This is a genomic window from Ruegeria sp. AF1 (genome assembly GCF_056542125.1).
The window spans coordinates 167,777-190,241 of record NZ_JBQFZG010000005.1; the positions used below are offsets into that span (position 1 = coordinate 167,777).

Consider the following 22,465-nt stretch of genomic DNA (forward strand, 5'->3'; position numbering starts at 1 on the left):
GGAACTGAGATGAAACTGCAGGATCTCGACATCATCGTCACCGCCCCACCCGCTCCGGGTTGGGGGGGGCGATACTGGATATTGGTCAAACTGACGACAGACACCGGCATAACCGGTTGGGGCGAATGCTATGCCTCGTCCGTCGGACCCGAGGCGATGCGCCACGTCATCCGGGATGTGTTCGAACGGCACATGCTGGGCGAGAACCCCGAAAACATCGAGCTTATGTTCCGCCGTGCCTATTCCAGCGGCTTCACGCAGCGCCCCGACCTGACGGTGATGGGCGCATTCTCGGGGTTGGAGATCGCCTGTTGGGATATTCTGGGCAAGGATCGCGACCGCCCGGTTTACGCCCTGTTGGGCGGCAAGGTGAACGAGCGAATTCGCTCCTACACTTACCTCTACCCTTTGCCGCATCACAATCTGACCGACTTCTGGACCTCTCCCGAACAAGCGGGTGAAACAGCCGCTGAAATGGTGCGACGCGGCTATACCGCTGTAAAATTCGACCCGGCGGGCCCTTATACAATCCATGGCGGCCACATGCCCGCGATGAGTGACATTTCCATGTCCGTCGCCTTTTGTAAGGCAATTCGCGAAGCCGTAGGGGACAAGGCCGACCTGCTGTTTGGCACACACGGGCAGTTCAACACGGCCGGTGCCATTAGGCTGGGGCAGGCGCTGGAACCATATCAGCCCCTATGGTTCGAAGAACCCACGCCACCTGATATGATCGAAGACATGGCCCGTGTCGCCCGCAACGTCCGTATCCCCATCGCCACCGGAGAGCGCATGACAACCAAGGCCGAGTTTGGAGCCGTTCTGCGCGCCGGGGCTGCGGAAATCCTACAACCGGCGCTGGGGCGAGCCGGAGGAATCTGGGAGATGAAGAAAGTCGCCGCTATAGCAGAGATATTCAATGCTCAGATGGCGCCACATCTTTATGCTGGACCGGTCGAATGGGCCGCCAATATCCACCTGGCCGCGTCGATCCCGAACCTGCTGTTGCTGGAAACCATTGAAACACCGTTCCACAACCAGCTGATCAAAGGTTCCATTCAGATAGAGGACGGCTTCGTGATCGCTCCGACAGCGCCAGGACTTGGGATCGATGTCGACGAAGACCTGGCCCGCGCGCACCCGTATGAAGGTCGCGGCTTGCACTTGCAGATGCAGGAAGAGCCGTGCGATTACGTTAATGGCAATGCTTTTCAGGGCGGTGCCCCTGCAACCGAGGGGTGACAACACAGACGGGTTTGAGGCATATTGACCCAAGATTAACGGCACAACGGTCAAAACGTGACACTCCTAGAAACCGAACCTCAGGCACACACCTCGGACACACCATCAGAAATGAAAGAAAATGCTGCCCGCGCGGCTGCATTTCTCAAGACACTGGCGCATGAAGGGCGCCTGATGATCCTGTGCCACCTTGGGAATGGCGAGAAATCGGTAGGCCAGCTTGAGGATTTGCTGCAATTGCGACAAGCCGCCGTCAGCCAAATGTTGGCCCGTCTGCGGGAGGAAGGATTTGTCACCACCCGAAGAGATGGCAAAACGATCTATTATTCGCTAAGCGATGGAAATGCAGCGCAGATGATCGGTCTGCTGTACGAGCTGTTCTGCGAGCCTGCCAGCTGATCACGCCTAATTGGACACGTAACCGGCGATCACCTGCATCAGCTTGAACGCGGTTGCCGCATCGTTTTCCACAACGGCCAGGAATTCTTCCTCACCGATCCTAAGGCAGGATAGTTGTGTTTCGGCTATCATGCTCAGCGCGCGTGGTTCTTTGCGGATCAGACCAAGTTCACCCACCAATGCGCCCGGCCCCACGGTGGTGATCAACTGATCGGGTCCATCTTCCTGTGGCAGGTACAGGCCTGCCTCTCCCTCCAGCACTACATAAGCCCCATCGGTGGGCTGATCATCTTTCAGGAACACCACCTGCCCAGGCTTGGCATCGAACCATTGCGCCCCAAAAGCCAGAAGGCGCAATTGCCTCCGGTCCAGACCCGAAAACAAGGGGGTCTGCTCCAGCGCGCGCAGTTTCCGCGCCAGGTCTGCTGAAGATGCGCTGTCTTTTCCCACGTCTACCGGTCCTCCATCCGAGACGACACGACCTTGCCGGATTTCCACGAACATGTCGAATACGTCCGGGTTTTCGAACTGGTCATTGAGGTAGAACACCGTGGCATCCGGCAGCAACTCGCGCAGCTTCTTGTAAACCGATACCTGCGTTTTCATGTCGTAACTGGCCAATGCCTGCTCCAGGATCAGGATATCTGGCTTCTTGATTGTCGCGCGGGTAAACGCCAGCGGTTCGGCAAAAACCGCCGGAAGGCTCTGCCCACCCAAAGCAACCGGAATGTCATAAATCAGCTCGACCACCAAAGGACGCGCACCGTTCTCCTCCAACACGTCGACAATGACCTTGCGGGCCTCATCCGATCGCGCGCCGCCTATCTGGCTGACCTTGCCGAACAGCGCGTTTTCCATGACCGTCAATCCAGGCGCGAAATCTTCCGGATCCAGCGGAACAAATGCGTCCTTCAGGCTTTCCAACAGCTTATCCGAATGACTCTGCCTCAGTTCCAGAATGCGGTCTTTCAGCTCATCCGTGAAAGCCGGGCCAATCTGCTCAGCCGAGACGACGAAAGGCACGGCCAACATACTGGCCAGCTGTTCGTCATCCAGCCCTGATGTTCCCTCTTTGCGGGTCTGTTCAACCAGCTCCACAGCTGCCTCATAAGTCTTTGCATCAAGACCCAGCTTGCGGAACAACGGATGGTCGGTTCCGTCGAACCCGAAGATCTGTCGCAGCATCTCGATCACGTCACGGGTCAGGGCGATCAGCGTCTCATCCAGCCCCAGCTCTCGCAACTGCATGAGGAAAACCTTCTGCCGGGCAAGCAACGCCTGCGTCACCGGCACGCGGGGCGTCGCAAAAAGCAGGTTCTCGGCAACAGGCAGCGCCGGGTTGTAAGCATTCCGGTCGAATATCAGCGCCTGCTGCTCAAGACCCGCGTCATGGACCGCCCGCCGAACAAGCGGGCGCAGCTCGACCAGTTTCCTTGCCAGTTCGCAGTGTTCGGTCGCAACAAAGCTTTGTTCGGCACCGCGCCGAAACAAGGCTGCACCGGACCCCATTCCATCAATCAGCTGCAACCACCAGTCGCGCAACGCCGTCGCGTCTTCAAACCCGGCCAGCGCCGGGTCAAGCCATTCCACCCTGAACGGATCCATGCTGTTTCCAGCCCGCAAAGTCTCGGCAAAATCAGGGTCGTCTGAGGATTCAGCCAAGGGTTTGAATCGCATCGGCATCATCACGTTGTCACCCAACGTTCCCTGAAACATGACCGGGCGGGACGTTGCGTACCCGATACGCGCGGCCACAACGCCCTGATGCAGATCTGCCAGGTTCAGATCCCCAACCTGAACCGTGCCGGCAGCGGGCAAAATCTCGCGGGTCAGCAGCTCACCCATGGCGCGCCGATCCTCTTCGCTGGGTGCGGCGATACCAATCGTCTTGCCACCGGGAAAAGTAAGATTCAGATCATCCAGCACCTGATTTCCGTCCATGTCGCGAACTGAAACGTGATTCAACACGATATCGCCGCTCAGGTGGGGGCGCTCTGCTGGTTCGCCCTCGAACAGCACTTCATCCTTCAATCCGGCCGGATCGAAACGGTCAACGACGATTTCCCAGCGCAACGACATGTCCTGGGTTTGGTTGTAATAGGTCAACAGCTCTTTCCAGGGTGAGCTCAGATCCTTGTACGCCGCCAGCGCGGCAACCAATGCCCCCAGCGAAACCGAACCCTGCAACACCAGAAGGCCACCAATCAGGTAGAACATGAATGGTGTCAGCTGCGAGATGAAGTTGTTTATGAACTTCATAAAGAACTTCTTCTGGTAAATCTCAAAGCGGATCGTGAAAAGCCGCCCCAATTGATCAGAAACCATAGCCCTGCGATAGCGCCAACCGCCATTGCTGCGTAGGGTTGACGCCCCTGCCGCGTTTTCGCCGATCTGGGCAGCCAACGCCCGTACTTCCTGAATGCGTTTCTTGTTCAACAGGTTGATCTGACGTTGTAATTTGGGGATTAACCAGGCCTGTACCGGGATCAGGGCGACAGCGGCCAGCCCGAACCAAAAGCTTTGCAAGAACAGGAAAGAAAGGATGGTGATCATCTGACCGGCTTGCAGAACCGGCTGGCTGATCGCATCGCCCATCAGCCCCCCCATCGGTTCGCTTTCAGCCGTGATCATCGAGACCATTTCGCCCTGGCTGACCCGTTCGAAATAAGGTTGCGGAAAAAGAAGCGCGCGGCTGACCAGCTGATACCGAAACCGTCGCAGCATGCGTTCGCTCAGCACACCCTTCATGGTGTTGATGCGCATTTTCATCAGCCCGTGCGCCAGCACGGCAGCCAGGAAAGCAAAACACAAAATAATCAGGAAATTCGTCTGTGAAAGCGTATAACCCCAGACATCCACTTCGGCCGTTGTCGAACCGATTGCGTCGTTGATGATACGCTTGGGCAACTCCAGCGTAAGATAGAGCAACGGAAACAACGTCGCCGTCACAGCCAGCAGGATCAGCTGATCACGTTTGGAGTATTTCCAGATAAAGCGGAAAATCGTGCGTTCTATGGAACCTGCCCCTACTGCTGGCCGATAACACGGCCCGGACGCCGTGCGCCCAAATTCAACAGTTTGAATTTACTGCCATACTGACACGTTATGCAATTTTTTTCCCACCTGAGAATTTTCTTTATCTTATGTGAACTAGTTCATTTACGCATGGCCGTGTTATTGCCTAAAGTCAGTTTTGAACGATATCGGGAGGGTTCTTTTGACTGCCAGTATTGGCGCAGTGCTACTTATGCTTTGCCTTTTACAGATCAAGCATATGTTCGCTGACTACTACCTCCAGACACCGAAGATGCTCTCTGGCAGAGGCGAGTATTTTCACTTGGGACGCGCGCAGCACGCAGCAGTTCATGTTGCGGGCTCTGTCATCGTGTTTGCCGCTTTCGGCGCGCCGCTGTTGTTTATCCTGATTGTCGAATTGCTTGAATGGGTTATTCACTTCAATATCGATTTCGTGAAAGCCAGCTATTCAGACAAGAAACAACTTGAGCCCACGCAGGCCGCATTCTGGCGTGCGGCTGGGCTGGATCAGTGCCTGCACAACCTGACCTATGTGGCGATGGTCTGGGCCTGGGTCACCTTCGCGGCAACGTAACTAACATCAGGGTATACTGTCCGTTTCGCAGCCTGGAAGCTATGCGCCGATCCTTCGGTCGGTCATAGCGAGGTAAGCTGTAAACCTGCCCCGCTCGACTTTGATTGTTGCAAAAACCCGACTAGCCCAGAACCGAAAAGCTGCTTTCCTCATTGATCGGGCGCTTGCGTGAGTAAAAGCCCACGTCGATGATCCGTTTGATATAAGGCAGTTCGAATTGCAACGGTTCCGCGTCGTGATCCGCCCCGCCTTCGCAATACGCGATCAGTGCCGCCATCATTTTACCCGCAATCGGTGCATTCTTATACTGGTTCCCGCTGGACCCGCAGGCCATGTAAAACCCCGGCAAGCTGGATTTGTCATAGATCGGAATCCAGTCAGTAGAGGCATCGTAAAGGTCAACCACGCCCCGCGTTTTTGATGGAATACCAAGGCTGGGTACACGCTGCGCGTATCGCATGGCCTGTGTGGTCCATTGGTCCGTGAACTCTCGGTTATAGGTGACATCATCCTCGCACCATTGATGCGGATCGCATTCCGGGTCCTCAGATCCCACAAGGATGTGATTGCCGTGTTCCGGGCGGCAATAGCAGGCGATGTCGCTGTCCGAGACGATGGTTCCGTCGTTTTCAAAGTCGAACCCCTCCGGGGCAGGGACATGCACGACCTCTTGCCGCAGGGGGCGGGTTTTGATGGTCATGTCGCCCAGAACGCCTGCCATCCCATTGATGATAGCCGAGCCCGGCCCGGCCACGTTCACGACAACCCTTGCGCGGATTTCTTCGCCCGAGGCCAGCTTGACTCCGGAAACGCGACCATCTTCGGTCAGGATCTCGATAACTTCGGCACTGGTGCGGACCTCGGCCCCGTGCTGTTTGGCAGCATCCATCAGGTTTTGCGCCGACAAGGCCGGGTCGGTGACATATCCCGCCTGCGGCCAGTACACTCCACCCGTCATCTTTCGCCCGTTGGGCTGGCCGAATTCCGGGTCATCCATGCGGCGCGCCGGGGCAAAGCTGTCCAACGAATAAACCGGCAGGCGTTCAACCACTTTTTCCCCCGACCATTCTTCGAACGGGCAATCCAGTTCTGATGAATTGCGCATGTGCTTTTCCAGCATCCCGTTCGCCTCGGTCTTCATGACCAGGCAGCCGGTTTCCCTGAACTGAGCCAGATTGGCCCCCTCTGGCAGTCCAAGATAGTCAGCCCAGTCGCGCCAGTAATGATAGCCTTCCCAGGCAAACGCCGTTCCGTCGAAGGTGGAATAATGCATCCGGATGATCGCGCAGGACCCGGCGGTTGAACCGTGCCCAACCTGTGCGTTGCGATCCAGAGACAGGGTTTTCCAGCCCGCCTTGGACATTTCGAACGCGATGGCCGCGCCGATCACACCTGTGCCAATGATGATTGCGTCTGGTTGACTCATGTCGGGTCTCCTTTCCAGTAGCGCCGGGAATATGCGCTGAATTCTTCAACTTCTTCGGGTTTCGGTTCAACGCCCGTAAAGGCGTATAGGTAATGCGGCACCATCGAGATCCGCGTCTCGAAGGGTTCGTTCAATTGTGCCAGATCATATCCGATCTGCATGTAATACAGCACGCGCGCACGTGTTTCGGACTCGATCTCGGAATAGCCGTATCTGGCGAACATCGCGTGCAAAGCTTCAAGCCGCCGTGTGTCTGACTGGTCCAGCGCACGGCGTACTTTGCCCGATTTACGCGCCCAGTCGCGCACGGCAAAATCCAATGCGGTGTCAAACAAGTCCGTGTTGACGACACAACGATGCACATTGCAGACCGCGCCCGTTATCGTTTCGGCCGGCGCTTCTGCCTGTTTTACAAGCGCAACCGTATTGGTCGCCTGCCACCGCGCCAGCAGTGCATCCAAAAGTTCCTGTCTGGACTTGAAGTACCAGTAGAAGGATGAACGTGACACGGCCATCCGCTCGGCCAAGTTAAGAACCTTGATCTGGTCCACCCCGTCCGAAATCAGCACGTCCATCGCCACGTTCAGCCAGTCGTCGCGGGTGACCTTGACATTGCCGATCAGGGGCTCGGCCTCGGGATCATCGCGGTGAAGGATAGGTTTGTTGTTCATTCAACTCTCCGGTGGCGCCCCGCCCTCTGCGGTGCGACGTGCGATAAAGTCCTGCAAGGCACCAAAACGATCATTGTCTAAGGCAGGGGCCTTGAAATCGTTCAGGATACCCTGCCAAACCCCCGTTGCACGTTGGTTGGCATCTGTTGAACCGCGTTCGGTCCATGTGCCGAAATTGGCGTAGTCATGGACATGCGGTTGATAGAACTCGGTGATGTAGCGCTCCATCGTCTGGGGGCAGGCAAAGAAATGACCGCCAGGCGCGACCTCACTTAAAGCGGTATCAAAGCCAATCTCGGCGGACCCCGCCTGCGCGCCCGCGCAAAGCTCGGCCACCATGTTCAGCACCTCGGCATCGCAGACCAGCTTTTCGAAGGATACGGTCAACCCTCCTTCCAGCCAGCCCGCGGAATGAATGATCACAGTCGCCCCGGCCATCAGGCAACCCCAAAGGCCAAACTGGTTCTCATTCGCCGCTTGCACGTCGTTGCTGTTTGACGCTGACCCTGCCGCCGACCGCCAGGGCAGGCCAAGGTGACGCGCCAGTTGGCCTGCGGCCAGTGATGCCTGAAAATGCGAGGGCGTCCCGAATGCAGGTGCACCGGATTTCATGTCCACATTGCTGGTGAACGTGCCGTAACACACCGGAGCGCCCGGTCTGGCCAGCTGCGCCAAGGTCAGCGCGGCCAGCGTCTCGGCATGGGACAGGGTGATTGCCCCGGCCACGGTGATCGGCGCCATCGCCCCCATCAGGGTGAACGGTGTGATGATCGACATCTGACCGTGGCGCGCGAAGTCGATCAGGCCTTGCGCCATGGGAATGTCCAACGTGCGCGGGCTGTTTGTGTTGATGATCGTGTAACAATGCGCGTTGCCCCGGAACTCATCATCCGACAGACCTCGCGCCGTGGACAGCATCTCAAAGCAATCCATGACCTGCGGCGTACCGCGCGAGAAGAAGAACGGGAACTTGTCGGTCAGTTCCATCTGTGCCTGTGTCGTGAAGTAGTGGCGCAGATGCGTCGGTACATCCTGAGGTTCAACCTGAGGCGAGATCATCTGGAACACATCGAAATGATGGGTGAGCTTCAGAAACTCCAGATAATCCTGACCTGTCGCCGGGCGACGGCCACGTTCCAGATCGGTTGCGTTCGGCGCGCCTGCCCCCGGTTGAAACACCAGCGAACCCAGTTCCAGAGTGAAATCACGATGCCGCGAACCGGCGCTACAAGCGACAGATTTGGGGGCCGAGGCAACTGCAGCCTCAACCATCTCGCGCCCGATAAAGACCATTTCACTGTCTTCATCCACGCGCGCGCCACCTTGCTTGAACAGCTTGCGTGCCTCGGGAAGCAGGGTCTTTACACCCAACTCCTCGAGCGTACGCAACGCTGTCTCGTGCATGTCCGCGATCTGGTCAGCCGGGAACACCTCCATCAAAGGGAAAGGGTTCCTAAGCTGGCGATAGTTCACGTCGCGGCTGGGCTGCGGGGCAGCCTCGCCCCCTCGCCTTCGGCGTCGTCGGTCCGGAGCGGCCATGATCAGCCCCGCATCGCTTTGCCCTGAGGGTCGTAGGGCGACGGCGCAATTACTCGCGCCGGACATTCCACACCCACCACATGGACAGACAGTTCCGTACCCGGGTCCACCTTGTCACGGTCAATCAAGGCCATCGCCAACGACTTGCCGATGTGGTGCCCATAACCGCCTGAAGTCACAAAACCCACGCGTTCGCCATTGGCCCAGACCGGCTCATACCCGCTGGCATCGGCGTCCAACGCATCGATTTCCAGTGTTACCTGTACCTGCGCCGGGCCATTGCCATCCCGTTCGGCCAAAGCGGCCTTCTTGCCGATGAACTCCTTGTCCCAGTCGATCCAGCGATCCATGCCGGTCATGCCGGGTGTGTAAGCCTGCGTGAACTCTGCCGACCAGATGCCAAAGCTTTTCTCAAGCCGCGTTGACAGCATCGCATTGAAACCGCACTCGCGGATTCCCTCTTCTGAACCCTCTTCCAGTAAAATGCGGCGCAGCTTGATGTGATCGCCATAGCGACAGTTGATTTCATACCCTTTTTCGCCGGTCACCGACATGCGGGCCACGCGGGCACGGACCAGGCCGATGTCGAAATCACCGCAGCCCATGAATTTCAGGTTTGAGATATCCTGTTCGGCCAGTTTCTCGACCACCGCCTGCGATTTCGGTCCGACCACGGCAAACCCGCAATACTCCTCTCCCAGGTCGCGGACGGTGACCCCATCCATCATATGATCGTTGAACCATCGCATATGCCAGGCGCGCAGGTAATAGCTGCCCATGATCCACCAGGTGCCATCGCCCCAGTTCAACACGGTCAGATCGCCTTTGAGCCGCCCGTCTTCGCCCAGCATCGGCGCCAGTTTGGCACGACCCGGCGCGGGCAGTTTCGAAGCCATAACGTTATCCAGCCACGCTTTGGCATTGGGACCGGAAACCTCAAAGCGGGAAAAGCCCGTGATATCCATCAGGCTCACGCCCTCACGGATGGTTCTGCATTCAGCCGCCACGATGTCGTGCGCGTTCGAACGTTTGAGCGTCGGCGTTTCCTCGAACCCTTTGGGTGCGAAATACAGCGGCACCTCCAGATCCCAGCTGACGCCCCATTTGCATCCGGCCTCAGTCATCGCGTCATGCGCCGGAGCCATCTTTAACGGGCGACCCGCAGGCAATTGTTCGTTCGGGTAGGTCATCACGAAGCGGCGCGAATAGAACTGGCCAGTGGTTTCACGGATATACCGCTTGTTCTGTGCGAATTCCCCATAGCGCGCCACATCCATCGGCCAGGCATCGGCTTCGGGCTCGCCATGGATCATCCATTCGGCCAGTGTTTTCCCAACGCCACCACCTTGCAGGAACCCTGCCATGACCGCACAGGCCGTCCAATACCCTCGTTTACCCGGAACCGGACCAACCAGCGGGTTACCATCCGGCGAGAACGTGAACGCACCATTGACCCATGTCTTGATGCCCACGTTCTGGATCGACGGATACCGCTCAAAGCCCAATGTCAGCTCGTTCTCGATCCGGTCAAGCTGTTCCTGAAACAGTTCCTCGCCATAGTTCCACGGCGCGCCATCCATCGCCCAGTGTTCGTGATCGACCTCGTAGATCCCCACCAGAACGCCCTTCTGGTCCTGCCGCATATAGGTGAATCCTTCGAGGTCCACAGTCATCGGCATCTCGAAATCTGCCTGCGCGACTTCGGGCACCGTGTCTGTGATCAGATAGTGGTGCTTCAACGGTGAAACTGGCAGCTCTATCCCGGCCATACGCCCAACCTGCTTGGCCCAGAGTCCGGCCGCGTTGACCACATGTTCACAGGTGATCGTGCCCTTATCGGTCACCACCTGCCAGCCATCCGCCGTTTGGATCAATTCCTCGACCTTGGTTTCCTCATAATATTCGGCACCACGTTTCCTGGCCGCAGTAGCATAAGCCTGAACAGTACCTGTTGTATCGATATACCCCTCGCGATCCGCCCACATCGCGCCCAAAACACCGTCGGTTGACATGATCGGGCAGCGTCTCTGTGCCTCTTGCGGGGTCAGCAACTCGCAGTCGTCAATACCGATGGACTGGAAGATGCGGTAATTGGCCTGCAACCACTCCCAGCGTTCAGGCGTACCGGCCAAAGTCAGGCCACCGGTCATATGCAAACCGATATTCTGGCCCGATTCTTTTTCGATCTCACTCAGCAGGTCGATTGTGTAGGCCTGCAACGAGGCCATGTTTGGATCCGCGTTCAGGGCATGGATGCCGCCCGCCGCGTGCCATGACGATCCCGAAGCCAGCCGCCGCCTTTCCAGCATGACCACATCCGACCAGCCGAATTTGGCCAGATGATACAGAACCGAGGCACCAACGACGCCCCCACCAATGACCACTACGCGATATTGGGATTTCATCCCGACCTCCCTGAACAGAATCTTGGAAGACGCTAGTAGCACTGTTCAGTTCTGTCTAGACATTTCTGTACAGTGCGGAATGAGAGAACTCTACCTATTGCTTTGCAAACCTAAAGCTGCGCGCTTGGGCGGGCTTTCACGCTTTCAAACCAGACCTGCGTGTTCGTATTGCCGTCCGGTATCCGCATCTTTATGACGCGCGCGAAATCGACAAAAACAAAAGTGGATATATCCGCCAGAGTGAATACATCGCCAGCGACATACGCGCTTTGCATCAGCCGCGCCTCCAGCAGCTCGAAAAACGACGCAAACCGCTCGCGCCCACGCTGCGCCAGTTCGGGGATCTGCGCATGGTTAACCGGGCCGGGAATAGCACGGTCTTTGAACGCCGGATGGCTGTTGCGCAAAGCCTCAGCGATGGGCGCACCGCCCTGCTGCTCGGCAATTGCGTTCCACATCAGGACCAACCCTTTTTCATCAGCGGTACGGCCCATCAAGGGCGGTTCGGGGAAACGCGCTTCAAGATACGCGGCAATGCCAAGATTTTCGGTCAAGACTGCTCCGTCATCCGTAACCAGAACCGGGATTGTGGCCCGGGGGTTCACCGCACGAAACTCCGCGCTCAACTGCGCACCCTCAGCAATCGAGATTTCGTGCGTTTCGATGTCCAACCCTTTTTCCGCGATGAACATGCGGGCACGGCGCGGGTTTGGGGCCGTAGAGCAATCGTAGAATATCATGCGGGGCCCTTCTCTCTGATCAGCGCCGATAGATGAAACAGCGCCCTTCGACGGCACAATCGGGCAACGGCATTTCCTCCAGCCGCTCGAAATACATCCGGTCGCTTGATACCATTAATCCACCCGGTGCCAGCAATGGCTCGATCAACGGGGAAACAAGCCGCGCAAAGATGTCGTTCTTTTCGCGATTATGCCCCCCAAGATCTGCATGGATCAGGCTTGCTGTCGGTCCAAACCTGTCGACCGCCGCTGGCAGCGTCTCGCGCACATCCCCCAAGATCACCCGATCCTCGGGCGGGGTTGAATCAGGGTGCGAAGCCACCGCGCGTTCGAACACAAAGACAGGGCGTCCATCGATATGCTGCACAAGATGATGATAGGTGCGCCCATTGCCCAGACCCAGTTCAAACACCGGGCCAGCCATGCCTGCCGTTTGCGCAATCGCGTGATCCAGGCAGGCGCGCTGCGACACCATACGATCGATAAACAAGTCCAGACGGCTTTGATTCTCGGACACTGGCAAATATCTCCTTGATACCAATCGAAAGCATAGGTGCCCCCGACGCCGCCTTAGATGACAAATTCTCAAGACTTTGTGTAGCGACGAAGCCCAAAGTTTCACATTTTCGCGACATTTCAGCCCAAGAACGGGTTTGACTAGACAGGCGGAACCGCGCGACACTGACGAAAAAATCACGGGGAGTTGAAACGACCGATGTCACCAAGCGGCCAAACGGTTGGAAAACCTGCATGAGAGCGTTGTTGTCTGTCAGAGACCTCAGCATCGGCTTTGGTGCGGGAAGTTCCGTGGTCGCGGATGTGAACTTTGATGTCAAACCAGGGGAAACCTTGGCGCTGGTCGGTGAATCGGGATCGGGAAAAACCATCACGTGCCGGACCGTCTTGCGGATTCTGCCGCGAACGGCCCAGATACGCAGCGGCACGATAACTTTGAATGATTCCAAGGGCACATGTAACCTGACAGCGGTCACCGAACGGGAAATGCGCGGCATTCGTGGCAATCGCGTTTCGATGATCTTTCAGGAACCAATGCGATCACTGTCACCTCTGCACAAGATTGGGAATCAGGTCAGTGAAGTCCTGTGGCTGCATCGCGGGCTTTCCGAGTCTGAGGCGCGCAAAAAGGTCCTGACGCAGTTCGAGCGCGTGGGCTTTCCAGATCCGCAGCGCGCCTATGACTCCTACCCGTTCGAGCTGTCGGGCGGAATGCGCCAACGCGCCATGATTGCGATGGCCATGGTATCCAAACCCGAGTTGCTGATCGCGGACGAGCCAACCACCGCGCTGGATGTGACCACTCAGGCTCAGGTTCTGGGGCTGATCAAGGAATTGCAGCGCGAGACTGGCATGGCGCTTATTCTGGTGACCCATGATCTGGGCGTGGTTGCCAACATGGCCGAACAGGTTGTGGTCATGCACAAGGGCCGCATCATGGAGGCTGGCCCGGCCGCACCAATCCTGACCTCCCCGGCGCATCCATATACCAAACAACTGTTTGATGCTGCGCCGGAAATTCCAGATCAGGCTGCTGTGGGCATACCGATGCCGGACGACGATCTGATCCTTCAGATGAAGGGCGTCTCAAAGACCTACACGATGCGGTCCAGCAAAGGGTGGCAGGCCGACAAGGAAATCTATGCGTGCAAAGGGGTCGATCTGAATCTTGCACGTGGCAAGACGCTGGCCATTGTCGGTGAAAGCGGATCAGGTAAAACGACAGCCGCGCGGATCGCGTTGGGTGCGGAACTGCCCGATCCCGGCGGAGAAGTCCTGTTTCGCACCGCGCCGAATGCCGATCCCGTCACGGTGCACAACATGACCCGCGCCCAGCGCACGGCGTTTCAGCGCAATGCGCAGATGGTGTTTCAGGATCCCTATAGCTCGCTCAGCCCGCGGATGCGCATTCAGGACGCGATGACTGAGCCGCTGGAAATTCACCGCATCGGAACAACCGCCGAGCAGCGCGACAAGGCCGCCGAGATGTTGCAGCGCGTCGGCCTGACAGCCGACATGCTGAAACGCTATCCACACGCCTTTTCGGGGGGGCAGCGGCAACGTCTGTCGATAGCACGCGCCATGATGCTCGACCCGCAGCTCATCGTGTGTGACGAACCCACCTCGGCGCTGGATGTATCGGTACAGGGGCAGATTCTGACCCTGTTGGAAAATCTACAGGACAGCCTGAATCTGTCCTATCTGTTCATCTCGCACGATCTGGCCGTTGTTGCACGGATCGCCGACGAAGTTGCCGTGATGCGTCGAGGCCTGATCGTCGAGCAAGCACCACCCGAAACTCTTTTCTACAATCCGCGCCACCCCTACACCAAAGCGCTGATTGCCGCTCAACCCGAACCCGACATCAATCGCCCGATCGACCTGCAAGTGGTTTCCTTGGGCGCCGGCGCGCCGGACAGTTGGGATGAAGCCTTTCGTTTCTCGGACACCGTGATACCCTCATTGGTGGAATTGGAACCGGGCCATAAGGTACGTTGCCATGTTTAAGACCACTCGCCCCCTGATCCTGGCCGCTTCGCTGGCGTTCATCGGGATGCTGCCCGCCACGGCCGAGACGATCCCGACGCCGCAGGAAAGCGCGTTCTGGAACGCGGAAGTAGAAGCGGGCAATCTTCCTCCCGTTCAAGAGCGCCTGCCCAAGGACCCGCTGATTGTCGATCTGGCAGCAAAGGGGCGCGAGTTTGGCAAACAGGGCGGCACCCTGCGCACCATGATCACGCGCTCCAAAGATATCCGCCAGATGGTTGTCTATGGCTATGCCCGGCTGGTCGGTTTCGACCAGAACTACGAGATTATCCCCGATTTGCTGGCGTCGTTTGAAAACGAAGACGGCCGCAAGTTCACCCTGAAACTGCGCGAAGGGCACAAATGGTCCGACGGCTCTCCGTTTACGTCGGAAGATTTCCGCTATTGGTGGGAAGACGTTGCCAACAACAAATTGCTCAGCCCGTCAGGCCCGCCGGATTTTCTGATAGTCGAAGGCAAATCACCCACCGTTACCTTCCCGGATGAAACCACTGTGATTTTCGAATGGGAGAACCCTAACCCGGGTTTTCTACAATCGCTGGCTCAGGCAAGACCGCCCTTTATCTATCGTCCCGCAGCGTTCCTGAAACGATATCACGAGAAATATGCCGACCCCGAGGAACTTGCCTTTCTGGTCGACGATGCCCGCGTCAAAAGCTGGGCCGCGCTGCACAACAAGCTCGACAACCTGTACAAGTTCGACAATCACGAATTGCCCACGTTGCAACCGTGGCTGAACGCAAGTTCCGGCAAGAAAATCCGCCACAATTTCGTACGTAACCCCTATTACCACCGTATCGACAGCAAAGGGGTTCAGCTGCCCTATATCGATGTGGTCGAGATGGAGATCGTTGCCCCCGGTCTGGTTGCCGCCAAAACCAATGCAGGGGAAAGCGACCTGCAAGGTCGGGGCCTGGATTTCCGCGACGCTTCCATCCTGAAAAAAGGCGAGGCGCAAGGCGGCTACAAGACACTACTGTGGAAAACCGGCGTTGCATCGCAAATCGCGATCTATCCGAACCTCAATTTCGAGGATGACGCCTGGCGCGAAGTGTTGCGTGACGTCCGTGTGCGGCGCGCCCTTTCCCTTGCCATCGACCGCGAGACAATCAACCAGGCTTTGTATTTCAAGCTTGCGCACCCCGGTGCAATGTCGGTTCTGCCTGCCTCGCCCTTTTACGATGAAAGGAATGCCACCGCCTGGGCCAGTTACGATGTCGGCCAGGCCAATGCGTTGCTGGATGAGGTCGGCCTGACCGAGCGCGACAAGAACGGTGTCCGTCTGTTACCGGATGGCCGTCCTATGGAACTGGTGATCGAAACTGCTGGTGAGCGGCAAGAGGTTGAAAACGCCTTGCAAATCGTCACCGACACCTGGCGTGAGATCGGGGTCAAGCTGGTCATGCGCCCATTGGATCGCGATATCCTGCGCAACCGGGTGTTTGCCGGCAACTCGATGGCATCGGTCTGGTATGGATGGGATGACGGCATCCCGCAGGCACACACGTCTCCAACCTATCTGGCGCCCACCGATCAGGTATTCCTAGCCTGGCCAAAATGGGGCCAGTTCTACCAGACAGGTGGTGAAGCCGGGGAAGCCCCCGACATGCCCGAGGCAGAACGTCTGATGCAACTGGCCCATAACTGGGAGGTCGCCACAACGGACTACGAACGCAAGGAAATCTGGACGGAAATGCTTAAAATCCACGCCGATCAGCTTTATGCCATTGGTATCCTGAACGGAGCACCCCAACCCATTGTCGTGTCGAACCGTCTGCGCAATGTGCCGGAACAGGCCATGTGGGCATGGGAGCCCGGTGCGCATTTCGGCGTTCACCGCCCGGACGAGTTCTTTTTCGCCGACTAAGCAGGAGCAGCTAAATGGTCATGCTGCGCTATGCGGTGTATCGCTTTTTCACGATGCTGCTGACATTGTTGGTGGTCTCGGTCCTGATCTTCATAATCATCAACCTGCCGCCCGGTGATTACCTGAGCAACCAGATTGCCGAGCTTCAGGCCTCGGGCCAGTCAGCGGGTGTCGCCAAGGCCGAGTTTCTGCGCGCCGAGTACGCTCTGGATCGCCCTATGTGGGAACAGTACCTGATCTGGATAGGCTTCTGGCCGGGACCACACGGATTTTCAGGTCTGATCCAAGGCAATTACGGCTGGTCCTTTGAGTTCGACCGGCCTGTATCGGAGATTGTAGGCGACACGCTTTGGTTGACGGTCGTCGTCAACCTTGCCGCGATCCTGTTTGTATATGCCGTTGCCCTTCCCCTGGGTGTTATTGCTGCGGCGCGATCACGGACGTGGATTGATTATACCTCGGCCTTTGTGGGTTATCTGGGGCTGGCGACCCCAAACTTCCTGCTGGCCCTGATCTTGTTCTACTACGGGCATCGGTATTTCAACCTGCCTATCGGCGGTCTGATGGACCCCCAATTCGAAGGTCAGCCGCTGAGTTGGGACAAGATGAAATCCATTCTCATCCACCTGATCGTTCCGACTTTTGTCATCGGAACCTCGGGCGCATCGGCGATGATGCAGCGCCTGCGGGCAAATATGCTCGACGAACTGGGGAAGCCCTATGTGGAAACGGCCATTGCCAAGGGCATGGCCCCGTCGCGGATGCTAACAAAATATCCGTTGCGCGTGGCATTCAACCCGTTCGTTGCGGACATCGGTAACCTTCTGCCATCAATGGTGTCAGGATCGGTTCTGGTTTCAGTCGTTCTGGGCTTGCAAACCATCGGGCCGACTTTGCTGACAGCACTGAAAACGCAGGATCAATTCCTGTCCGCGTTTATCCTGATGTTTGTCGCGCTGCTGACGCTTATCGGCACGATGATCTCGGATATTCTGCTGGTGATGCTGGATCCCCGCATACGGTATGAGGGCCGCGAAGCATGACCGAACGTCCTGACAATCGCTACGTCGATGACGCGCCTTTTGATCCGCAGGCGTCGATACAGCAACTGGAACGCGCCGATCTGGATGCCCCCAACTGGGTGTTGGTCTGGCGCAAGTTCCGCACACATAAGCTGGGCCTGATCTCGGGCATCTTCCTGCTGCTGTGCTACCTGATGCTGCCGTTTGCCGGTTTCATCGCGCCGTATGGCCCGAATGACCGGAACGGAGAGCATCTGTACGCGCCACCACAATCCGTGAACTGGTTTTACGACGGCGCTTTTATCGGCCCCCATGTTTTTCCAATCGTCGCCGAGGCGGATCTGGAAACCTTCCAGTGGAAGTTCGTCCCTGACACTGATGACCCGCGCCCGATCCGGTTCTTCTGTGAAGGGTCCGAATATCGACTTGCAGGTCTTATCAAGACAGATACGCATCTTTTCTGCGCGCCGGATGGTGCCACTTTGTTCCTGTGGGGTTCCGACAGGTTGGGGCGCGATATCTTCAGCCGCATCCTCTATGGCGCGCAGTTGTCGCTGACCGTGGGTCTGATCGGTATTTCGGTGTCGTTCTTTCTGGGTATTCTGTTCGGTTCGATGGCGGGTTATTTCGGTGGGCGCATCGACTGGGTCATCAACCGGGTCATCGAAATCCTGCGCTCGCTGCCGGAATTGCCGCTGTGGCTGGCACTGTCTGCCGCCGTGCCTTCGAATTGGAGCCCGGTTGCCGTATTCTTCATCATTTCGATCATCCTCGGTATCCTCGACTGGCCCGGGCTGGCGCGTTCGGTCCGTGCCAAGTTCCTGTCCCTGCGCGAGGAAGAATACGTGCGGGCCGCAGAAATGATGGGCGCAAGCTCGGGCCGGGTGATCCGCAAGCACTTGTTGCCGAATTTCATGTCTCATTTGATTGCATCTGCCACCCTGTCGATCCCGGCAATGATCCTTGGGGAAACCGCGCTCAGCTTTCTTGGCCTGGGCCTTCGTGCACCAGCGGTAAGCTGGGGAGTGATGCTGAATGACGCGCAAAACCTCGCGTCGATCGAGATCTATCCCTGGACGGCAATCCCGATGCTGCCGATCATCGTGATCGTACTGGCCTTCAACTTCCTGGGTGACGGGTTGCGCGACAGCCTGGATCCTTATCAGCAATGAGCCTTCTTGCCACCCTTCCGGCTGCCGACCGATATCGCAGGGTCGGCACAGGCGCTCTGCCAAGTGCTTTTGCCGTTTCCGAACTGGCGACGGCCAGCTTTGCAGCCGTTGGGCAAGAGATGTCCCGCTTTATGCAGGCGCTGAACCTGACCCAGAAAGCACCCGAGATCGTCGTCGACCATCGGCTGGCATCCTTGTGGTTCGGCTATTCCTTCAAGCCTGATGGCTGGGAAATGCCGAACCTTTGGGATTCGGTCGCGGGGGATTACAGGGCTTCTTATGGGTGGATCAGGTTGCACACCAACCTGCCGCGCCATCGCGCGGCAGCGATGAAGGTTCTTGGAACGCTGCCAGAGCGTGAAGCTGTGGCAAAAGCCGTCAGAACCCGGGCCATATCCGATTTGGAAACCGATATTGTGGCCGAAGGCGGCGTGGCCGCTGCTATGCGCAGCCGGACCGAATGGCTTGAACATCCGCAGGGCCGCGCTGTATCGCGCGACCCGCTGATTGGTTGGCAAAGCCCGCGGTACGTCAAGCTGCGCGAGAGGCCGCAAGCAACTTCTGCAAGACCTCTTGCCGGGCTGCGGGTTCTTGACCTGACACGCGTTCTGGCGGGTCCGGTATCGACCCGCACATTGGCCGGTTTCGGGGCCGAGGTTTTGCGGATCGATCCGCCCGCTTGGGACGAGCCCGGTGTGATCCCTGACATTTCACTAGGCAAACACTGCTCCTATCTCGATCTGAAATCGATCAATGGAATGGAACGGCTGCAAGAGCTTTTGTCCCAGGCCGATGTATTCGTGCACGGGTACCGGCCCGGCGCTTTGGACGCGCTTGGCCTGACCCGCGCCAAGCGCGATGAGCTGGCACCGAACAGGGTCGAGGTGACGCTGAATGCCTATGGCTGGCAAGGCCCCTGGTCGAACCGGCGCGGCTTTGACAGCCTTGTGCAGATGAGCGCGGGAATTGCGCATACGGGCATGGGTTGGGCTGACGCAGACAAACCAACGCCATTGCCGGTTCAGGCTTTGGACCACGCAACCGGCTACCTGATGGCCGCCGCCGTCCTTTCCGCATTGGCCGAGGCCGCGTCGGGCAATTCCATCATGCATGCGCATCTTTCCCTTGCCCGCACCGCCGAGCTTTTGGCGATTCTCGGCAAAGACGACGTCGAGGCTGAGCCCATTCGCCCGATGCCCACGGATTACTCCCCTTCAACAGAAGCCTCGGGCTGGGGACCGGGGCACCGCCTCAAACCAGCGCTAAGCCTCGGTGAAACTGTGCTGCAATGGGATTTACCGGCGTCGAAACTGGGCACATCTGACCCGGTCTGGCCCTTCGTTTCCAACTGACCTCACGCTTTCGGGGCACCTCATCCGAGACTCAACACAAAGCGGCGGCGGGACTCTCTACCGGTCGTCGCCATCCGGCCCGATATCGTCCAGATAGTCCTCGTCAATTGCGGCCTGAACAGCCCCTGTCACAGCCTCACGCTGTTTTGGTGTCAGGTCTTCCGCCTCTTTGCCATCTGCCAATCTTACAGTGACCTCGCGATGCGCAAACTTGATCCCCTCTCGCGCGAACAGCTCGCGAATGTCCTGATAGACCTTTTTGCGAACCAGCCACTGGTCGCCGGGTTTCGTCATGAACTTGACCCGGATGATCATCGCTGAATCCTGCATCTCGATCACGCCCTGTGACTTCAGCGGTTGGATGAAATTGTCTCCGATTACGGGATCGGCCAACAGTTCCTGACCCAATTTCTTGATCAACTTGCGAACCTTCTCGACATCGGTGTCATAGGTCACGCGCAGCGGCAGCTTCATGATCACCCAATCGCGCGAATAGTTGGTCAGCACTTTGATCTCGCCAAAGGGAATGGTGTTCAGCGCACCCAGATGGTGACGCAGTTGCATGGACCTGACCGAGATTTTCTCGACCGTCCCTTTCACATCCCCAATGTCGATATATTCCCCTTTCCGGAACGCATCATCCAGCAGGAAGAATGCGCCGGAAAAAATGTCGCGCACCAGCGTTTGCGACCCGAAACCCACGGCCAGACCAACCACACCGGCACCCGCAAACAACGGGCTGACATTGATACCCAGTTCCATCAGGACAATTAGTACGATCGTGACCACGACAACAGCCAGAATTGCGCCCCGGAAAAGTGGCAACAACGTTGCCAGACGGCTTTGCCCGCCTTCCCCGCCTTCGTCGCCCAGTTCAACCTCGGTGCCATCGTCGGATTCTTCAGCGATCTTGCTGTCGATCCAGATCCGAAAGAAATGAAACAGGATGTACCCGATAAACAGGACGACCATCACATCCAGCGCACGTTCTACCGGCAGATCCTCGCTCCAGTCCGCGTTCGGGTACCATATCACGACAAGCGCATAAGCCCCGAGCACGAAAGCCAGAATTCCGGCTACCCGGCGGGCCAGGTCTTCATAAGTCAGAAGATGCTGCTTCGGCTGTTCAGCCTCGGGTATATCCGCCGCCATGACGCCTTCATCCGCTGCCTCGGCTTCCCCGTTTATTTCGCTAATCATGCGCGAGCGGTCAAAATACCGCTCCAGCAGGTAGTTCATTGCACCATAGGCCACGACCACGGACATGAAGATCAGATAGCTGCTTGCAATCAACGGCAGCGGTGTCGGATGCTCCAGCGCCAGATCAACAGCCAGACGGAACCAGCTGAACACGACATAGATGATCAATGCCGGCGCCCAGCCAAATGACACAAACCGCAGCAGCCAAGACACCTGTTCGGATGCCCGCCCACCCCGGATCGCGTTCGAGATGGCACGGGCGTTGAATAGGATCATCAGAATATTACCCAGCGCGCCCAGCATCGTCAGACCGCCATACACCATGGCGTAGACGTTGTAGTTCAGCCCAAAATCAGCGACCCAGGTGGAAAACAGGACGACCGAAATATCATAGGTCGCCAGCACGGACGCCCAGATGTACAGCCTGCGCGCATTCTTGTCCGAAAAGGGCGGTAATCGATATTGGCTCAGATAAGGCGACAGGACCATGCGCCACAGGTCCGACACCGTGCGCGACAGGAAAAAAGCCGTAAAGATGGCGGTGATCGTGAACTGGACCGAGATATCCTCGGCCTCGCCAAAGATCAGATACCCGACGATCAAAGCCATGATCATTGCAAAGACCGTAGCACCGATCCCCATCAGGAACCGGAACAGCAGGAACGGCATCTTTTCCCGATAACCCTGTGGTTCGTCCTTGATCCGCGCCACCACCCAGCGGCGCGCGAACCGTTTCCCGTAAATCTCGATCGACAGCCACCGCCCAAGTAACAGGAACAGGATATTCCAGCCCAACACCTCGACATAGGTCTGGATACGGCCATCTGGGCTGGTCTGGCGCAGGATGTACTGTACTTCAAAAATAGAATAGGGCAGCGCCTCGAGACGGGAATTCATCGACTCGCGGAATTTCGAGAACCGCTCTTGCGCCTTCATCAGCTGCGAACCGTCACCCATCGGGTTGCTCGAATCGCTGTCCGCGCCCCCCGAACCTGCATCCTTTCCACCTGCCGTTGTCACAACCTGACCGGCACTGTCGATGACAATGACACTCGCGCCTGCATCGCTGGCAGCACGGATTGCAGCGGCCAAATCACTTTCCTTGTCGGTCCCGGACGAACTGCCCGACCCGGAAGAATATCCGGGAATCAAGGACGTCTGCGCCAATGCACCAGTGGGAACACTCAGGAAAATGGCCCACAACGCCAAAAAAAATACGGCCGGAAAGTTATTTCGCATTGGGTCTTGCATCCAGTTT

16 protein-coding genes are annotated in these 22,465 nt (G+C 57.6%); 8 read left to right on the top strand and 8 right to left on the bottom strand.

From position 1 onward, the window contains the following. The first annotated feature begins 9 nt into the window (after window positions 1-9). Window positions 10-1,242 carry a mandelate racemase/muconate lactonizing enzyme family protein gene (locus ACR0BK_RS10170; protein ID WP_480518703.1) on the top strand — a complete coding sequence of 411 codons (1,233 nt, stop codon included), beginning with the start codon at window positions 10-12 and terminating at the stop codon, window positions 1,240-1,242. A gap of 111 nt (window positions 1,243-1,353) precedes the next feature. Next, on the top strand, window positions 1,354-1,641 hold the full coding sequence (locus ACR0BK_RS10175) for an ArsR/SmtB family transcription factor (RefSeq protein WP_480473809.1): 288 nt from the start codon (window positions 1,354-1,356) through the stop codon (window positions 1,639-1,641). A 6-nt stretch (window positions 1,642-1,647) separates the two neighbouring features. On the opposite strand, the gene ACR0BK_RS10180 is transcribed toward ACR0BK_RS10175, so the two are convergent. Beyond that, complete coding sequence (locus ACR0BK_RS10180; protein ID WP_480554581.1) at window positions 1,648-4,644, bottom strand: cyclic nucleotide-binding domain-containing protein; 2,997 nt, start codon at window positions 4,642-4,644, stop codon at window positions 1,648-1,650. Between the two features lie 244 nt (window positions 4,645-4,888). Between ACR0BK_RS10180 and ACR0BK_RS10185 the strand changes: the two genes are divergently transcribed. Then, window positions 4,889-5,251: a DUF3307 domain-containing protein gene (locus tag ACR0BK_RS10185; RefSeq protein ID WP_480473810.1), complete on the top strand. Its 363-nt coding sequence runs from the start codon at window positions 4,889-4,891 to the stop codon at window positions 5,249-5,251. A 121-nt stretch (window positions 5,252-5,372) separates the two neighbouring features. On the opposite strand, the gene ACR0BK_RS10190 is transcribed toward ACR0BK_RS10185, so the two are convergent. The 6 genes from ACR0BK_RS10190 to ACR0BK_RS10215 all read right to left on the bottom strand — a co-directional run bounded on the left by ACR0BK_RS10190 (window position 5,373) and on the right by ACR0BK_RS10215 (window position 12,549). Further along, window positions 5,373-6,677, bottom strand: a complete 1,305-nt coding sequence (locus ACR0BK_RS10190; protein ID WP_480518701.1) for an NAD(P)/FAD-dependent oxidoreductase — start codon at window positions 6,675-6,677, stop codon at window positions 5,373-5,375. Beyond that, the gene (locus ACR0BK_RS10195) at window positions 6,674-7,348 is read right to left on the bottom strand and encodes a TetR/AcrR family transcriptional regulator (protein ID WP_480473812.1); all 675 of its coding nucleotides are present in this window, start codon (window positions 7,346-7,348) and stop codon (window positions 6,674-6,676) included. The genes ACR0BK_RS10190 and ACR0BK_RS10195 overlap by 4 nt, the downstream gene beginning before the upstream one ends. Beyond that, on the bottom strand, window positions 7,349-8,887 hold the full coding sequence (locus ACR0BK_RS10200) for a trimethylamine methyltransferase family protein (RefSeq protein ID WP_480554546.1): 1,539 nt from the start codon (window positions 8,885-8,887) through the stop codon (window positions 7,349-7,351). Window positions 8,888-8,889: 2 nt separating this feature from the next. Continuing rightward, a complete protein-coding gene (locus ACR0BK_RS10205; protein ID WP_480554547.1) occupies window positions 8,890-11,292 on the bottom strand; it encodes a GcvT family protein in 2,403 nt (800 codons plus the stop codon). 110 nt (window positions 11,293-11,402) lie between these two features. Further along, on the bottom strand, window positions 11,403-12,032 hold the full coding sequence (locus ACR0BK_RS10210; RefSeq protein ID WP_480554549.1) for a glutathione S-transferase family protein: 630 nt from the start codon (window positions 12,030-12,032) through the stop codon (window positions 11,403-11,405). Window positions 12,033-12,051: 19 nt separating this feature from the next. Beyond that, on the bottom strand, window positions 12,052-12,549 hold the full coding sequence (locus ACR0BK_RS10215; protein ID WP_480554551.1) for a class I SAM-dependent methyltransferase: 498 nt from the start codon (window positions 12,547-12,549) through the stop codon (window positions 12,052-12,054). A gap of 233 nt (window positions 12,550-12,782) precedes the next feature. On the opposite strand from ACR0BK_RS10215, the gene ACR0BK_RS10220 reads away from it, so the two are divergent. The 5 genes from ACR0BK_RS10220 to ACR0BK_RS10240 are packed head-to-tail and all read left to right on the top strand — an operon-like array spanning window position 12,783 to window position 20,007. Beyond that, entirely contained in the window at window positions 12,783-14,555 is a 1,773-nt protein-coding gene (locus ACR0BK_RS10220; protein ID WP_480554552.1) for an ABC transporter ATP-binding protein, read from the top strand. Next, window positions 14,548-16,461, top strand: coding sequence for an ABC transporter substrate-binding protein (locus tag ACR0BK_RS10225; protein ID WP_480554553.1), 1,914 nt, complete (start codon window positions 14,548-14,550; stop codon window positions 16,459-16,461). The genes ACR0BK_RS10220 and ACR0BK_RS10225 overlap by 8 nt, the downstream gene beginning before the upstream one ends. 14 nt (window positions 16,462-16,475) lie before the next feature. Next, complete coding sequence (locus ACR0BK_RS10230; protein ID WP_480473819.1) at window positions 16,476-17,504, top strand: ABC transporter permease; 1,029 nt, start codon at window positions 16,476-16,478, stop codon at window positions 17,502-17,504. Next, entirely contained in the window at window positions 17,501-18,655 is a 1,155-nt protein-coding gene (locus ACR0BK_RS10235; protein ID WP_480518687.1) for an ABC transporter permease, read from the top strand. Before ACR0BK_RS10230 ends, ACR0BK_RS10235 begins: the two co-directional genes overlap by 4 nt. After that, the gene (locus ACR0BK_RS10240) at window positions 18,652-20,007 is read left to right on the top strand and encodes a CoA transferase (RefSeq protein WP_480554554.1); all 1,356 of its coding nucleotides are present in this window, start codon (window positions 18,652-18,654) and stop codon (window positions 20,005-20,007) included. The genes ACR0BK_RS10235 and ACR0BK_RS10240 overlap by 4 nt, the downstream gene beginning before the upstream one ends. A gap of 57 nt (window positions 20,008-20,064) precedes the next feature. Here the strand turns inward: ACR0BK_RS10240 and ACR0BK_RS10245 are convergent, their stop codons facing one another. After that, window positions 20,065-22,446 carry a mechanosensitive ion channel domain-containing protein gene (locus ACR0BK_RS10245; RefSeq protein WP_480473822.1) on the bottom strand — a complete coding sequence of 794 codons (2,382 nt, stop codon included), beginning with the start codon at window positions 22,444-22,446 and terminating at the stop codon, window positions 20,065-20,067. Between the last annotated feature and the right edge of the window lie 19 nt (window positions 22,447-22,465).

Bases quoted from the DNA above. Each gene is read 5' to 3' on its own strand.
- ACR0BK_RS10170 (WP_480518703.1), top strand. From the start codon at position 10: ATGAAACTGCAGGATCTCGACATCATCGTCACCGCCCCACCCGCTCCG.
- ACR0BK_RS10175 (WP_480473809.1), top strand. From the start codon at position 1,354: ATGAAAGAAAATGCTGCCCGCGCGGCTGCATTTCTCAAGACACTGGCG.
- ACR0BK_RS10185 (WP_480473810.1), top strand. From the start codon at position 4,889: ATGCTTTGCCTTTTACAGATCAAGCATATGTTCGCTGACTACTACCTC.
- ACR0BK_RS10190 (WP_480518701.1), bottom strand. From the start codon at position 6,677: ATGAGTCAACCAGACGCAATCATCATTGGCACAGGTGTGATCGGCGCG.
- ACR0BK_RS10195 (WP_480473812.1), bottom strand. From the start codon at position 7,348: ATGAACAACAAACCTATCCTTCACCGCGATGATCCCGAGGCCGAGCCC.
- ACR0BK_RS10200 (WP_480554546.1), bottom strand. From the start codon at position 8,887: ATGGCCGCTCCGGACCGACGACGCCGAAGGCGAGGGGGCGAGGCTGCC.
- ACR0BK_RS10205 (WP_480554547.1), bottom strand. From the start codon at position 11,292: ATGAAATCCCAATATCGCGTAGTGGTCATTGGTGGGGGCGTCGTTGGT.
- ACR0BK_RS10210 (WP_480554549.1), bottom strand. From the start codon at position 12,032: ATGATATTCTACGATTGCTCTACGGCCCCAAACCCGCGCCGTGCCCGC.
- ACR0BK_RS10220 (WP_480554552.1), top strand. From the start codon at position 12,783: ATGAGAGCGTTGTTGTCTGTCAGAGACCTCAGCATCGGCTTTGGTGCG.
- ACR0BK_RS10225 (WP_480554553.1), top strand. From the start codon at position 14,548: ATGTTTAAGACCACTCGCCCCCTGATCCTGGCCGCTTCGCTGGCGTTC.
- ACR0BK_RS10230 (WP_480473819.1), top strand. From the start codon at position 16,476: ATGGTCATGCTGCGCTATGCGGTGTATCGCTTTTTCACGATGCTGCTG.
- ACR0BK_RS10235 (WP_480518687.1), top strand. From the start codon at position 17,501: ATGACCGAACGTCCTGACAATCGCTACGTCGATGACGCGCCTTTTGAT.
- ACR0BK_RS10240 (WP_480554554.1), top strand. From the start codon at position 18,652: ATGAGCCTTCTTGCCACCCTTCCGGCTGCCGACCGATATCGCAGGGTC.
- ACR0BK_RS10245 (WP_480473822.1), bottom strand. From the start codon at position 22,446: ATGCGAAATAACTTTCCGGCCGTATTTTTTTTGGCGTTGTGGGCCATT.